Consider the following 15,314-nt stretch of genomic DNA (forward strand, 5'->3'; position numbering starts at 1 on the left):
ATAAATACTAGGGTCTTAATGCCCTAGCATATAAAACAATATTATTTTCAATAAATTTCTCATCATCAACTTCTGTCAGGCGATCTGCAAAACGTAATTTAGATAAGAAATATCCAAAATTGATCCAGATAAAGTTCATTACTTGCGCTTCAATATTCGTATCAATAATGTTTCCTTTTTCCTGCATTTTTGCAAAATAGATACTTAATTCTTCTTTTAGTCCTTGTGGTATTTTAGCAATTTCCCCGTCTAATTCAGGAAATTCTCCAGCCTCACGTATACCAATAGCAATAATATCTTTTACCCCATCTAAAAAATTATGATAATGCCTTGCTAAGTTCTTTAAATCCGTTTCTAATTCCCACACAATTTCTGCCTGTAAAAACCGTTTTAAATGCGGTACATATGAAAATTCAGCAACCGCGGCTTCAATAACACCCTTTTTACTTTTAAAATTGCGGAATATCGTTACTTCATTAACACCAGCACGCATTGCAATTTCTTTCGTTGTTGCTGCTGTATATCCCTTTTCTTTCACCAATTCAATTGCTGCTTCAATGATTTTTTCCGCTGTCTTTGAGCGCGCCATAAAACCCTCTCTTCCCTATGCAAGTGATCACTTACATTTAGATTATATAACTTTTTTTATAATTGTCAATAATCCCCTTCTTTTTGCATCGAACTAAAACTCATCATAAATATAAACATAAACATCAAATATGTTCTCCACGTCAAAGAAGGTATATGCCCTGACCACAGATAGCTAATGAAATAGTTAATTCCCATAATACAAGACGATACTACTAAACTAATACTTATTAGTTTTGCATATTTGAACATATCTTTTCTCCTTACTTTTCTATCTCTTCAAATTGCAGATTTACCGGCTCTTCTAGGAGTGTTTCATAAAAGTTTTCAGCCAAATCTGTTGAAGGAATTTTTTCATCCACTTCATCAAATCGAATACTATCTAGCCACACACAACCTTCTCCTGATAATAAAACACCAAATGCAATACCAAGCGCTTCTTCTTTTATATCTAATACAACCGAGTACGATTGCCAGTTATTCGTATTTTTAATTGGGCGATTTTGCATGTTATCCATAGCGAGTGGTTCTGTATCTTTTCCGTCTACTCTCATCCACAATCCCGCCCAATCTCTTACGTTCTCACTCTTAACAAATGCTGTTAAACGTAATCTTTTACCTACATATTTATCCGCTCGGAACATTTGCATTAATGTTGAAAATCCTCCATGTGTAACATTCTCTTTTGCCTTTATGTATGCAGATACTTTTCCTTGATGGGCAACTTCATAGTCTAAACCCATCTCATATTCAGCAGGATGACTTCCACTTAAGATCCATCCTTTCGGTATACCTTTTTGCATTGAAACACCCTCTCTTTCTATATAAAATGACTGGAAGTACTTTCGATATTTCTTCGGTGGCAATTGAAACATTCTTTTAAAAGCTCTCGTAAATGCCTCTTGTGAGGAAAAGCCGTATTGTACTGCAATATCAATAACAGCCCTCTCCGTTGACACTAAGGCTTGCGCAGCATGAGTTAACCTTCTCTTTCGAATATAATCCGTTACACTCATCCCAACATATCTTTGAAAGATGCGATGAAAATGGTACATCGATACTGCACTGTGAGACGCCACTCTTTCTGTTGTAAGCTCCTCATGTAAATGCTCCTCTATATATTCAATTGCTTTTTTTATCATCTCTTTATATTCTTCATGCATTTTAGTACCTCCTCACAACCTTAATTTACCATATACATACAAATCATTTTTGATTTAAATTGCGGATTAAACTTTGTGGCTACAAGTTAATAATTTATTTTCAGCACATACATAATTACATGATTTTGGGAAAAACTTGTATAGAACGAATTTACATAAGGAGGAAATTATAATGAGAATTTTACTATCAGTTTTATTAGCTCTTATGCTAGTACCTGTATTAACAGGATGTAAAGCTCCTGCAAAAGAAGATACAACTTCTAATAAGAAAACTACTGAAGAAGCAAAAAATGAAGCTCCTGCTGATTTAAAACTTAACTTCAATGAATTTAGTTTAGATGCAGACTATCAAGATACGAAGAAAGACTACGAGGCTGATTATAAGAATGTAGCAGCTGATAAGAAAATGGAAGCAAAACTTGAAGACCATAAATCAAATGCAAAGTTTACAGGTGACGAGGCTATTACAAAATTAAGCCCACTTCTACAAGAATTAAAATTCAATAAAGATACTCCTGATCAAGAAGTAATCGATCAAGTAGTGAACGTGTTCAAACTTGATAAAGACTACCAAAAATTCGATTTAGAAGTTGTCTTCTCTGATGGAACGAAAAAAGAATATAAAAGAGAAATAAAATAAAGAAGTAGGCGGTTGCCTACTTCTTTATTTTATTTTTTAGCATATCGTAAGCTCGGTTGAGATCCTACGTAGTATTCTAATCCAGATACAGATGATTTTTGTAAATAAGAATCTGTTGGGAATACAAGTGGGATTAAAGGATATTCTGTAAACATAATATCTTCTGCTTGATGCAATAAGTCAAAGCGTTTATTTTCGTCTTGTTCTAATTTTGCTTGATTAATTAAATTATCGAAGTCTTTATTAAACCATTTTGCATAGTTACTTGGTCCATCACCTGCATAAATTTCTAATTGTGCAGCTGGATCTAATGTAGATCCTCCCCATCCCATATATGCAATTTGGAAGTCACTTTGTTTATACATATCAATATAACTTTTCCACTCTTTACCTTCTATTTTTACATCTACACCAAGATTTTTCTTAAACATCTCTTGAAGTGTTTCAGCTATTTTCTTCTTATCTGAATATTTCACTGTCACTTCTGGAAGAGTAGTCCATCCTTCTTCTTTCATTCCTTCTTCTAATAACGTCTTAGCTACTGCAGGGTCATATTTAAAATAATCACCTTTCTCTTTACGGAAGTCGCGGCCACTTTCTGTTTTTGCTCCTTCTGGTACAAAACCATATGCTTCTTTTGCATTATTCTTTAATATTTTCTCTACGATAAACTTACGATCTACAGCTATTGCAAAAGCTTTACGAATTTTTGCGTTTGTAAACGGTGGCTTCTCTGAATTAAACGAGTAAATATGAGTTGAGTAGTCTTGCATTTTTTTAAACTCTTTATTATTTTGTTCTTTTTCAACTAAATCTGTTGGTATGTGAGATAGTAAATCTAATTCTCCAGATTTATATAATTGATACGCTGTTTTACCTTCAGGGATAATACGGAATTCAATTTCTTTTGATGCTACTTTTTTATCATGAAACTCTTTATTTTTTTCTAAAATAATTGCTTGATTATGCTTCCATTCTTTCAATGTGAAAGGACCATTTGTAATTAATTCTTTTGGATCTACTTTTAGTTTACCTTTTTCATCAATAGATTTTTTATTAAGTGGAATATATAACGACTGGGATAATGTTCGTTTAATAGATGTTACCGGATGTTCAAATTGTAGCTTTAAAGTTACATCATCTACCGCTTGAATTCCTACTGCATCTTCTGCACCTTTCCCTGTATTAAATGCTTCTCCACCTTTAATGAAATATAGTTCTGTTGCATTCATAGAACCCGTTTTAGGATTTAATATTCTCTTCCAAGCAAATTCAAAATCTTTTGCTGTTAACGAGGAGCCATCAGACCATTTTAATCCTTTTTTCAAATAGAATGTATACTCTTTTCCATCCGCTCCAGCTTCCTCTTTCTCTACTAAATCCTTTTCAAACTTCCCGTCAGTTGTCTGTCTGTACAAAGTTGCAAATAAGTGCTCAATTACATAATTAGAGTTATTATCCGTTGAAATTGCTGAATCTAGCGTATAAGGATCACTACCAAGATTCGTTACAAAACGGTCTCCTTTACTAGTACTTGCTTTTGAAGTATCTTTCTTGCCACAAGCGACAGAAGTAATTGCTAATACGGTCATAATGACAAATAATAAAAACTTCTTCATCTTACATTCCCCTTTAACCTAAAATTTTTGGTGTTGATGCTAATAATGTTTTTGTATAAGAATGTTGAGGATTACGGAACACTTCATCCGTATTTCCAAATTCAACAAGTTCTCCTTTATATAAGACAGCCACTTTTTCACATAAGTAGTGAACCATCGGTAAATCATGTGCGATAAATAAATATGTATAGCCTTGTTCCTTTTGAATCTTTTGCAACAAGTGCACAATTTGGATTTGAAGTGAAACATCTAATGCAGAAATTGGTTCATCCAGGATTAATACTTCTGGCTCACATAATAACGCCCTTGCAATAGCGATCCGTTGACGTTGTCCTCCGCTAAATTCGTGTGGGTATCGATCAATATATCGCCTATCTAATCCAACACGTTCTAGCGCATCACCTGCCACCTTATCTTTCAATTCTTTATCACCTAAACCGAATGAAATATATCCTTCTGTTACGCTATCGCGTACTTTCCAGCGCGGATTTAATGCAGCTGTTGAATCTTGAAAAATGAATTGTACTTTCTGCAAGAAATCTCGCTTATGAGCTGACTTCAACTTGTGAACAACTTGACCGTTATAATCAATTTGACCAGACGTTGGTTTCTCAATCCCAGCTATGAGCTTACCAAGTGTTGTCTTTCCAGAACCACTTTCTCCAATAATTCCAAGCGTTGTTCCTTTCGGAATAGAAAGTGTTATATCTTTTAGCGCTATGATTTCTTTCTTTTTACTTCCATACGTTTTCGTTACTTGCTTTACAGTAATTAAATCTGTCGTCATGAAGCATTCACCTTCTCTTTTGATTTTGCTTCGTTATGCTCAAGAACATGCTGCCAGCAATGTGAGCTATGCTCCCCAGAATATGTTGTTCTCTCTGGAAAACGATGAATACATTCTTTGATTGCTACCGGGCAACGATTGACAAAAGGACAGCCAAAGCTATTTAGCGTTTCAATTGATGGTGTTGTTCCCTCAATAGCCCTAAGTACCTTTTCGGAATCATCCATATCCGGAATCGCTTGCAATAAACTTTTCGTATATGGGTGCTTAGGTGAACCTATCACTTCTTGTATCGTCCCTTTTTCAACAACACGTCCCCCGTACATCACAACTACTCGATCTGCTACTTCACGTACAAGTGCCAAATCGTGTGTAATTAATAAAATACTCGTATTTTGTTTTTCTTTTCGCTCTTTTAATAACCCCATAATTTGCTTTTGAATCGTTACATCTAATGCAGTTGTAGGCTCATCTGCAATAACGAGCTTTGGATGACAAGCAAACGCAATTGCTAAACAAATACGTTGTCTCATACCTCCGCTTAATTGATGTGGGTACTGTTCAAAACGTTTCTCTGCTTCATGTATCCCTAAATCCGTTAATAAATTAATCGCAATTTCTTTTGCTTCTCTTTTCGACTTTTTCTCATGTTGCAAAATCACCTCTGTAATTTGCCTTCCTACTTTCATCGTCGGATTTAAAGAGGACAGAGGGTCTTGAAAGATAAACGAAATGTCTTTCCCTCGAATTTGATTCCATTCTGATTCTTGTAAATTCGTTAATCCTTGAGATTGGAAAGAGATGCTTCCGTCATCGATGTGAATAGATTCTTGATTTAATCCGACAATAGATTGTGCTGTAACACTTTTTCCTGAACCACTTTCTCCTACAAGTGCAACGATTTCACCTTCGCTAATAGAAAAGGAAACATGCTTCACAATTGCTTGCTTACTATTCTCTTTTTCAACGGCCAATGTTACGTTTTCTAAAGATAAGAGCTGTCCCATGTCTTTTCTCCTTTCGATTCCGTTTGACGATTTTTGGATCAATTGCATCTTGCAAACCATCACCAATTGCATTAAATGCGAACATGATGAGAGCAATCATCAGCGATGGGAAGAAAAGTTGCCACCATTCTCCGCTTAGTAACGTCCCAAGTGCATCGTTCGTCATCGTGCCCCAGCTTGCCGCTGGTGATTGTACCCCAAGTCCGATAAAGCTTAAAAATGATTCTGAGAAAATAGCTGCTGGAATTGTAAATGATAAATTTACGATAATAATACCTGTTAAGTTCGGAATTAAATGCCCATATATAATCTTCATATGCGATGTACCTAATCGCTCTGCTGCAATAACAAATTCTCTTTGCTTTAAAGATAAGACTTGTGCCCTAACGAGACGTGCCATACCAATCCATCCTGTTAATGCAAGGGCAATAATAATTGTAAAAAGCCCTGGTTTCATAGCGATTAATAATAAAATAACAATTAATAAATATGGGATACCGTATAACACTTCAATCCCTCGTACAATCCACTCATCAATTAACGTTCCAAGGCGACTGCGTCCTCTCACATATCCACTAAAGCCCCCGATTAGTACACCTATTCCTATATCAAGAGCCGCTGCCACTAATCCAACTGTTAGTGAAATTTTCCCTCCAGCCCAGGTGCGCGCCCATATGTCCCTTCCTAAATCATCTGTTCCGAACCAATGCTCACTACTAGGTGGTAAGTTTGTTGCTTCTTTTACTTGTTCACTCGCAGTAAATGCCGTTAAACTTTCGCCAACCAGTGAGAAAATAATAATTAGTAATAACGTCACTGCCCCTAAAACTGCTATAGGGTTTGATATAAACTTGCGAAACACTTCCTTCTTTCGACTAATCGTTTGCTGATCTTTATTTATCGTTAATTCTTTTTTCTCCTCATTCGTTAATAACTGTTTATTGATTTCATAAGCTCCCATTTAAATGCCCCCCTCCTTACATAATAGAACGAATACGCGGATCAACAATACGGTGAATAATATCTGTAATGAAAATACAAGAAATTAATAATGCACTATAGAAAATCGTTGTTCCCATAATGACCGGATAATCCCGGTTAAAAATACTATCTACAAAATATTTTCCTAGACCAGGAATGGAAAATATTTTTTCAATAACGAAAGTCCCTGTTAAAAGTCCAGCCATTAACGGTCCAACAAATGTAAGTACTGGAACAATCGCATTTCGAAGAGCATGTCTTATAATGATTTTCTTAATTGGTATGCCTTTCGCTCTCGCTAGCTTAATATAATCACTCTGCAAAACTTCAATCATATTAGAGCGAACAAATCTTGTAATAACCGCGATTGGCCCTAATGCTAATGCGAATGACGGTAATACCGTATGTTCAAATGTGCCCCAAGACGCTACTGGTAAAAGTTCAAATTGTATAGCAAATACTTGTATAAATAGTGGTGCTAAAATAAAACTTGGAATAGAAATACCGAGAATCGCAAGTAAGCTCACACTATAATCAATTACTTTCCCATGATATAGGGCTGCAAATGTACCTGCTGCAATTCCGACTAACAATGAAATAACAAGTGCTTGTAAACCAATAATCGCTGATGGACCAAATCCTGTCGTTATAATTTCTGATACACCTTGACCTGTCGATTGAACAGATTCACCAAAATCAAAATGAACTACGCCATCTAAATAAGCAACATATTGATTCCATAACGGTTCATCAAGGTGATACTTCGCTCTCATGTTTTGTATCACTTCTTCAGGAAAGATTTTCGCATCTGATGAAAACGGATCCCCTGGAATGATATGCATAATCAAAAATGTTACTGTCGTAATGACCCATAGCGTGAACACCATAACCGATAGTTTTTTAATAACATACACTTCAATAACCCCCTAAACAAATGTATTTACTTTGTTTTATTAACGTATTTTTCCCATTACTCCCTTTCCTCTTCTTAAAACACAAAAAGCCTTGATCTTAAAAAATAAGATCAAGGCTTAATAAACGAAGGCCCATCACTTATCTTTCAAGACTTGCTTGCTGGAATTAGCACGGTGTTCCTGTTACAGAACCCGCTGCTGAGGTGTCATAGGGCCAGTCCCTCTACCTCTCTGGATAAGTAAATTGCTATATTATTATTTGGTTCAAATTGTATATTTTGAATTATAATTCTGAAAAAATGAAAAGTCAATCAAATTGGATATATTTAGAAAAATCAGTTTTTACTTCTTTTATCCAAATTACAGTTTTCTCTTATAATAAAAAGAAATAATATTAAAGAAGTGATAAGATAGATCCCTTACTTCTTGCTACTATAGAGTTACCCTTAACAATCGTTATACTTGTACTTGTCATCATCGGCTTCTATAAAGTGAAACTTTAATCAGTGGGGGTTTTGTTCATCCCCCACTGATTATTAGTTGAACCAATCGGGCTTTTACGGGCAGTTGATCCCCTACCTAACTTCTTTGCTTTCACTGAACTTTGAGGTGGGGTCTTACTGCCCGGCAAATAGCGGGATAAACTCTTTATTAAAAAGAAACGTATCACTTCTTTTTATACTCCATTCGATAATATTACCGGACAAACAATCTCTGCATTTCACGAGGAACAGAATGTATTAGTATCCGAGGATCAAGACGGAGATGGTAAGAAGAAAAAATAACCTTGCGCGTACGCAAGGTTATTTTTTCGTTTCTGCTTGAAAACGTTTATAGTATGTTGATGCTGTTGCAAAGTTAATTTCTATATCACGAATCAATGATGAGTCTTCTTCTTTAGCTAACTTCTGTAATTTTTTCATTGCTTGTTCCGATTCATTCAAGAAACCAGCGTATACCTCATGTTCTTGCTCTTTCGACTTTGGAACACGAATTTCTTTACGTATATTATCAATATCTTCTAACATGCTAGTCGTTACCTTTTGTACATCTTCTTTATATGTAACATTCGTTATTTCCTTACCGCCCTTTTCTTTTGCCACTTCAAATAACTGTAGTGCTTTATTAATTTCTTTATTCATTTTCATATCGTATTTTTCATGTACCGCACGGTATTCTTTCATCTCTTCTGTTTGCTCAGTAGATTGCTCTACCTTTTCTTTCGGTTCTTTCGTATCTTTATTTCCATTACATCCTGCTAGAAGGATCATACTTCCCATTACAGCAATACCCAAAACCTTCTTCATCTCTTCTTCTCCTTTTATCTACAGCTACTACTCATTATAGTTTCTTTTATCTCCACTTATTATTATACCGAGAACATCCTACTTTTTACACTTCAGACGCTACCTTAATATACATGCCTACATTTTTGTCACAGTATCGTCACTTTATGCAAATAACTTTTGCATCACCTTACAAAGCTGTATGAGTTATTTCAAAGAAATGAAAAAAGAGCTGATTCAAAAATATTTGAATCAGCTCTTTTTTATAATTTAAGCTTCTAAATTTTGTCTTTGTTGCAGTTCAAACTGCTTTTCACTTCTTCTGGCCATAAATAGATAACATAATACAGCACCAATTTCACAAAGAGCTATCACAACCCCCATCGGTAATGCGGTATTGCTTCCGCCAATACCTACTAATGGTGCAACAAGTGCTCCTGAAATGAACTGTAATAACCCTAATAAGGCCGACGCTGTTCCTGCAGCTTGTTTCTGGTTTCTCATCGCTAATGAGAAACCAGTTGTTGATACAACCCCGACACTTGATACAACAAGGAATAACGAACATAAAACACCAATTAAACCTATTCCTAGTACAATTGTCAGTAGTAAAGATAAACCACCAACGGCTGCAATAATAATACCGGAAACGAATAACGTTTTCTCATTCACTTTCCCTGCTAAACGGCCCGTGACCTGACTAGCAATAATAATACCGATACCGTTAATCGCAAAGAATAAGCTAAATTGCTGTGGTGATGCTCCGTATATGTTCTGCAACACAAATGGTGAGCCCGAAATGTAAGCAAACATCGCCGCCGTTACTAGCCCTTGTGATAATGCATATCCCATAAACAAACGATCTTTTAACAGTTTTCCGTACGTCGCCAATGTCCCTGACAAACCACCTGTTTCTCTTTCTTCAGGAGGTAATGTTTCACGTAATACGAAAGTAGCTGATATTAACATGAATACACTAATTGCTCCGAGAACGATGAAGACACCGCGCCATGTCGTGAACTGTAGTAATTGTCCCCCAATAATCGGTGCCAAAATAGGCGCTGCTCCGTTTACTAACATGAGCAGTGAGAAAAACTTCGTCATTTCAGAACCTGAATACATGTCACGTACCATTGCACGTGATATAACAATCCCGGCCGATCCTGAAGCCCCTTGTAAGAAGCGCAATAACACTAAACTCCAAATAGATGGTGCAATAGCACAAAGTAAAGAAGAAGCAACATAAATAATAAGAGCGATAATAAGAGGTTTGCGCCTTCCGTAAATGTCACTAATTGAACCAACAAATAATTGTCCTACTGAAAGCCCAAGCAAACAAGCTGTCAATGTAAGCTGTGCAAGAGATGCACCTGTTTGTAAATCATCTGTTAATTTTGGTAAAGAAGGCAAATACATATCAATAGATAATGGCCCAATCGCCGTAAGTGTCCCTAATACAAGAATCATCCATAACCTATTTGTCTTTACAGGTTTATATATTTCGTGATTAACTTCATTCACTTTTTCCGTTCACCCTTTCCGATAAATACTAAATCGTAACAATTATAGTTACAACATAAACATACGTCAAGTATAGTGCATTTTCCTGTTTCATACCGTAAAAAAAAGCGATAGAATTTCTATCGCTTTACTTTTTCAAATTGCTATTTGTAAATTTAGATACGGAAGACATCGCCTCTCCTGTGTCTAAATATGTGATTTGAATTGGATCTCCCACTTCTGTAAACATAGCATATGGGAATTTCTTCACCGGTATCATAAATACTTTTTGTTCATTCTCTAACAGTACATACACAATTGTATTTTCACCTGATTTTTCTTTATATACACGTTGTACAACGCCTTCTTTTTGTGCCTCTTTACCACTTGAAGTTGGTCTAAATGAATCTCCACTTCCGCTCAGCGCATTTTTATAATTCTCAAGCGCTTCTTTTTGCGTCGAACCTGTTGCAAATATTTTCGCATTAGAAGCATAGATAACTGTATGAGCACGTACTAATCCACCGTCATCAATAACAGGTACAATCCAAGAAGGTTTACCATACACGTTATAAATAACCGGCATCGTTCCATGCCATTTCTCTCTCTTAAAGGAATTATCCACTACTTCCGAAGCAGCTGAACCATCCATAATCCCCTTCACTTCTTTTCCGTTATAGTAATACAACTTACCTGTACGCGCATCGATAAGCGAATAACCTAGTGCAGAATCTACTCCCTCTTTCGGAGAGGTGAAGTCAGTAAAGTAATATAACGTTCCATCCTTACCGAAGATTGGTGTAACTCCTTCTTTCGTTCCCCACTCAGTCGGAATCTTCATATCCGTTTGTGAGAATTTTGTATTCCAAAATCCGTGAATATATTTACCGAAATACGTATTTAATGTAGATGCGGTCTCGTGATTTAATACACCATCAACAAATTTAGGTGCCTTTCCTTTATCATATCTTTTCACTTCACCTGTTTGTGCATCTACTACTACAACGCCCTCTACCTCAAATCCAGATCTTCCTGAGATAAATTCACCATACGTCATTGTATAATAAGGTTTCCCTTTATCATCAACTTCGAATTTAGGTTTCCCTTTAAAAATTAAATCCGGTTCTGCTTTTCGAACGACACGTTCTAATTTATTACCAAAAAACATGCTTGGCACATATTTCATTTTATAACCAAGATGCAGTTTCGCTTCCGCATCAGGATTCGTACCTGACATCGTTACGTACCCTGGAATTGTCTCAGCTTTACGTGCTTTAAAAAATCCTGAAACTTCAATTGGTGCTACATATAAAGCCTCACCATTTACCATTTGTGGCGTTAACTCTCCTAGCTCAAAATAAGCTACTTTCGGAATGTCCCCAAATACTTTTTTCATTTTATTCTCCGCTGTCTTTGGCGGCACTGTAAACGGCTGATCATTTTCAGTAAATGGCTCTGAAATATCTTTCTCTACCTTTACAACAGAATCATATTTCTTTTGCGAGATTACTATATCGTGCAAATAACCAAAATAGCCGTAACTTGCGAGTAAAACAAACATTAGAAGTCCTTTTAACGTACCTTCTAATTTCCCTATTTGATTTTGTGAAAATAAAACAAGCCCAATTAAAATTGCTACTGCAACAGAATAATGAGTAAGAATCGAGTCTGCTCGATCATCAATTAGCCAAAAATATTCATAGATTGCAATACCTATCCAAAATAAAACAGGAATAACTAAAATGGATGATTTCTTACCCTTTACAACCTTCTCATCCCCTTTCTTATCCACTGCTCGAAGTTTACTACCGCTTCTTGTCCATGGAATCAAAAACAAAGTGAGAATAGCTAAAATTAAAAATTTCATCAAAGGCAATGTCCCCTTTTCTTTTGTCTTCCCTTTTAGTATAACAAATAAAGGGGATTCAGGTAAAAATGGGAATGATTATATTTTTTTACTACTTAATACAACTCCACTTACTACATATAAGATAGATGCAATATAAAAAATCGTACCAATCGTAAAGAAATCTACTAAATATCCCGTTGCAATAATTGCCACTGCTCCTCCAATCGATGTCCACACATGATATTTTCCAATCTCATAACCAGCATTTTCTTGCACAACCTTTCGTGCTAACGACGTCTTCTCGGTATTACGCTGCACAGCACCTAAAACTCCCATTACAATTTGAAGAATATAAACATGCCAGACTTCCGTGGCAATCGGGAAACAAAGCATTAATATTGCCATAGACCAAGCATATATGATTAATAATTTTTGATCACCTACTCGATCAGACATCTTTCCTACTAATGGATATACAAGTGCTGAAGTTAAAGCAAATAAGCCATACGCCCAGCCAAACTGCGAGAAGCTATTCCCAACATTCCGAAGCAATAGAATGTAAAAAGGAAATACCATACTTCCCGCCATCATAATTATGCTTTGTGACGCTACAAATCTTCTATATGTCATTTCGTATACTCCCTATAAAATAAATTCACAAATCTCTCTTTTGGATCCGCTTCTTTTTTCTTCTGAAGAAATTCTTCTATACGAGGGTATGCCCTCTTTAACTGCTCCTTCGTTGGATACGAATAGTACGGTAAATAATAACTACCATTATGTTTTAAAGTAACATCAATCATTTTCTGAATGACATCTTCTGTTTTCTTTATTTCACCCTCTGAGCGTCCTTGGTTAATTAAAAGAACTAGCGCAAACATATCATCTTTCGCATAGGATAAAACTGCATTTTCATTCTTTTCCACATAACGAATCGTAATATTGAGCAAATTAAACTCTTCTTCATTTAATACGTTACGTAAATCATCTATGTATTCCGTGAAGAAATCTATAGGCACAAAGTATTCTTGTAACACTTCTGTTCTATTCGGATTTTCATATTCCATAAAGGCACTATCTGACCTCATAACATTATTTCGCGTCTCATACGCTCCATCTGTACGCTCAAAATAACTTCTTTGTATATCCCAAAATGTATTCTTTCCCCAATCGCTATAACGGGATAATCCGAGTAAAAATTTCGGTGCAGCTATAATAGTTTCCTCTTTTAATTCACTGTACTCTTCCCTCATATTTTGATTTTTCGCCAATGTATAATCTGTCACATACATCTCTTTTAAAAATGAATTGGGGGCAACAGAAATACGGGCTAAGTGCATACGAACATTTTCATCTCTTTTCACTTTATCTTTGAAATACGATGTGTATTCTTTATAATCTATCATTCTCGTATGCATTTCATATAATTCATCATCAGTTAACTTTAATGTCACATCTAAAATGACACCAAATAACCCGTAACCACCTATGACATATGGAAATAGCTCTGCATTTTCTTCTCTACTTACATTACGCACCGTACCATCTGCCATTAACAACCTAAACGACTCTACTGTATCAATCAATGCTTCATGACGAATATCACGCCCATGTACATTTACGCTTAATGAACCACCAACAGTAAAAATATTTTGAGATTGCATCACTTGAACCGCAAGACCATATGGATTGATTTTCTTTTGAATGTCATTCCATGTGACACCACTTTGCACCCTAATCCTCTTCTTCTCCGCATCGAATTCTAATATTTCATTATACCCTTTCATATCAAGCATCGTACCGTTCGGATAATACGTCTGACCGCCTTGGCTATGCTGCATACCTGCAATAGAAATCTTCTCTCCAGAAACGTTTGCATCTTGCACGACCTGTTTTAATGAACTTTCATCCTCAGCATGTTCAACACGTTTAATTTTCGTTGGAAGTAACTTTCCTACATCGCTCATAATTGGATGATTTAGTTGCTCTTTATATGTATTTACAGATGTTGCAAGCAACACTGTATAAGCCACAATGACCACCGCTATCTTTCTTTTTTTCAAATGACACTCTCCTCTTCTACAGTTTTCCCTCTTCATATTGTACCTATTTTCCTATGAAGAAAGTATACAAAAAAGAGGGCACCTTATTTTAGGCCCCCCCTCATCAAAACTGTTACTTTGCTGCCGGCAATTGTATTGGGTCAAACTTTTCGTACGACGTATATTTTGCGTTCGTAATAATGTGTGCTTTATCCTTGCCGTTACTACTCATAATCATGTCTATCTTTGCTGATTCATATTTAAAATCTTTTGTAATGATATATTCTGCATCCACTTCTTCTATCTTTGCATTTTGTGCTTGTAACATTTTCTTCTGTGTTTCATCCATGCTAGTTAACATACTTTCTGTTTCTTGCCCTTTTAATGTAAATTTCAGTTTATATTTATCTCCGCTTTTCTCCATCTTCATTTTATCTAAAACTACTGCTGGCACTTCTAACTTATCTATAATATCTTGAGTCGCTTTCATTCCACCAGCGTTTAATTGCTCCTCTGGTACGGTTATAACTTCTCCTGTATTAGGGTTTTTTACCTCACCAGCAACTTTACCATCCACAGTATACACTACAACATCTGTACCGGAAATATTCATTTCAGAACGAGAATTCTTTGTCTTTGGCTCTAATTGCATCTTAGCCTTTAATATATCCATCTCTGTTCCCTCAGCTTTTACCCCTACACCATATGTCATCGTTACATGCTCTTCATTTTTAAAAGCTTCGTTCGTTTTCTTGAAAACATCCTTCGCTGCTAATTCCTTTTCTTTTTGAACTGATTCTTTTTTCGGTTCATCCGTCTTTGCTGTTTTCTCATTACTACACCCTACCCCTAAACTGATTGCAAGCACTAAACTTGAAACAAAAATAATTTTTTTCATAATGTCGCCCCCTTTCCCAAAATAATATCACCTCTTTTCC

The 15,314-nt window shown here is 35.8% G+C and carries 16 protein-coding genes and 1 riboswitch; of the genes, 2 read left to right on the forward strand and 14 right to left on the reverse strand.

Annotated elements, in window-relative coordinates; genetic code table 11:
• Positions 1-7: 7 nt before the first annotated feature.
• From ACUN0F_RS02090 to ACUN0F_RS02100, 3 genes are all read right to left on the reverse strand, one after another.
• Complete coding sequence (locus ACUN0F_RS02090; RefSeq protein WP_098201237.1) at positions 8-589, reverse strand: TetR/AcrR family transcriptional regulator; 582 nt, start codon at positions 587-589, stop codon at positions 8-10.
• Positions 590-654: 65 nt separating this feature from the next.
• Positions 655-840 (reverse strand): hypothetical protein, encoded by a 186-nt coding sequence (locus ACUN0F_RS02095; RefSeq protein WP_445539088.1) that lies wholly within the window; start codon positions 838-840, stop codon positions 655-657.
• An 11-nt stretch (positions 841-851) separates the two neighbouring features.
• Positions 852-1,751: an AraC family transcriptional regulator gene (locus tag ACUN0F_RS02100; RefSeq protein ID WP_327974746.1), complete on the reverse strand. Its 900-nt coding sequence runs from the start codon at positions 1,749-1,751 to the stop codon at positions 852-854.
• A 172-nt stretch (positions 1,752-1,923) separates the two neighbouring features.
• Between ACUN0F_RS02100 and ACUN0F_RS02105 the strand changes: the two genes are divergently transcribed.
• Positions 1,924-2,391, forward strand: coding sequence for a YusW family protein (locus ACUN0F_RS02105; protein ID WP_445539089.1), 468 nt, complete (start codon positions 1,924-1,926; stop codon positions 2,389-2,391).
• A 29-nt stretch (positions 2,392-2,420) separates the two neighbouring features.
• Here ACUN0F_RS02105 and ACUN0F_RS02110 read toward each other — a convergent pair whose 3' ends face one another.
• Genes ACUN0F_RS02110 through ACUN0F_RS02130 form a run of 5 tightly spaced genes read right to left on the reverse strand, consistent with a single transcriptional unit; the run spans position 2,421 to position 7,699 of the window.
• Positions 2,421-4,010, reverse strand: a complete 1,590-nt coding sequence (locus tag ACUN0F_RS02110; RefSeq protein ID WP_445539090.1) for a peptide ABC transporter substrate-binding protein — start codon at positions 4,008-4,010, stop codon at positions 2,421-2,423.
• A 13-nt stretch (positions 4,011-4,023) separates the two neighbouring features.
• Positions 4,024-4,797 carry an ABC transporter ATP-binding protein gene (locus ACUN0F_RS02115; protein ID WP_264462624.1) on the reverse strand — a complete coding sequence of 258 codons (774 nt, stop codon included), beginning with the start codon at positions 4,795-4,797 and terminating at the stop codon, positions 4,024-4,026.
• Positions 4,794-5,804: an ABC transporter ATP-binding protein gene (locus tag ACUN0F_RS02120; protein WP_445539091.1), complete on the reverse strand. Its 1,011-nt coding sequence runs from the start codon at positions 5,802-5,804 to the stop codon at positions 4,794-4,796. Before ACUN0F_RS02120 ends, ACUN0F_RS02115 begins: the two co-directional genes overlap by 4 nt.
• Complete coding sequence (locus ACUN0F_RS02125; RefSeq protein ID WP_445539092.1) at positions 5,761-6,765, reverse strand: ABC transporter permease; 1,005 nt, start codon at positions 6,763-6,765, stop codon at positions 5,761-5,763. The genes ACUN0F_RS02120 and ACUN0F_RS02125 overlap by 44 nt, the downstream gene beginning before the upstream one ends.
• A 16-nt stretch (positions 6,766-6,781) precedes the next feature.
• The gene (locus ACUN0F_RS02130; protein WP_046956633.1) at positions 6,782-7,699 is read right to left on the reverse strand and encodes an ABC transporter permease; all 918 of its coding nucleotides are present in this window, start codon (positions 7,697-7,699) and stop codon (positions 6,782-6,784) included.
• A gap of 136 nt (positions 7,700-7,835) precedes the next feature.
• Positions 7,836-7,941, reverse strand: a riboswitch (SAM riboswitch).
• Between the two features lie 408 nt (positions 7,942-8,349).
• On the opposite strand from ACUN0F_RS02130, the gene ACUN0F_RS02135 reads away from it, so the two are divergent.
• The gene (locus tag ACUN0F_RS02135; protein WP_264462654.1) at positions 8,350-8,484 is read left to right on the forward strand and encodes a DUF3951 domain-containing protein; all 135 of its coding nucleotides are present in this window, start codon (positions 8,350-8,352) and stop codon (positions 8,482-8,484) included.
• Positions 8,485-8,502: 18 nt separating this feature from the next.
• Here the strand turns inward: ACUN0F_RS02135 and ACUN0F_RS02140 are convergent, their stop codons facing one another.
• The 6 genes from ACUN0F_RS02140 to ACUN0F_RS02165 all read right to left on the reverse strand — a co-directional run bounded on the left by ACUN0F_RS02140 (position 8,503) and on the right by ACUN0F_RS02165 (position 15,274).
• On the reverse strand, positions 8,503-9,006 hold the full coding sequence (locus ACUN0F_RS02140; RefSeq protein ID WP_445539093.1) for a hypothetical protein: 504 nt from the start codon (positions 9,004-9,006) through the stop codon (positions 8,503-8,505).
• A gap of 249 nt (positions 9,007-9,255) precedes the next feature.
• Entirely contained in the window at positions 9,256-10,506 is a 1,251-nt protein-coding gene (locus ACUN0F_RS02145; protein WP_001006746.1) for a multidrug effflux MFS transporter, read from the reverse strand.
• A gap of 127 nt (positions 10,507-10,633) precedes the next feature.
• On the reverse strand, positions 10,634-12,352 hold the full coding sequence (locus ACUN0F_RS02150; protein WP_000670274.1) for a DUF3981 domain-containing protein: 1,719 nt from the start codon (positions 12,350-12,352) through the stop codon (positions 10,634-10,636).
• Between the two features lie 78 nt (positions 12,353-12,430).
• Positions 12,431-12,964 (reverse strand): MFS transporter, encoded by a 534-nt coding sequence (locus tag ACUN0F_RS02155; protein WP_000222365.1) that lies wholly within the window; start codon positions 12,962-12,964, stop codon positions 12,431-12,433.
• Entirely contained in the window at positions 12,961-14,397 is a 1,437-nt protein-coding gene (locus ACUN0F_RS02160) for an FAD-binding protein (RefSeq protein ID WP_445539094.1), read from the reverse strand. Before ACUN0F_RS02160 ends, ACUN0F_RS02155 begins: the two co-directional genes overlap by 4 nt.
• Positions 14,398-14,509: 112 nt before the next feature.
• Positions 14,510-15,274, reverse strand: coding sequence for a hypothetical protein (locus ACUN0F_RS02165; protein ID WP_000720089.1), 765 nt, complete (start codon positions 15,272-15,274; stop codon positions 14,510-14,512).
• Positions 15,275-15,314 lie beyond the last annotated feature (40 nt).

The sequence above is a fragment of the Bacillus sp. 1A genome, from assembly GCF_052682215.1.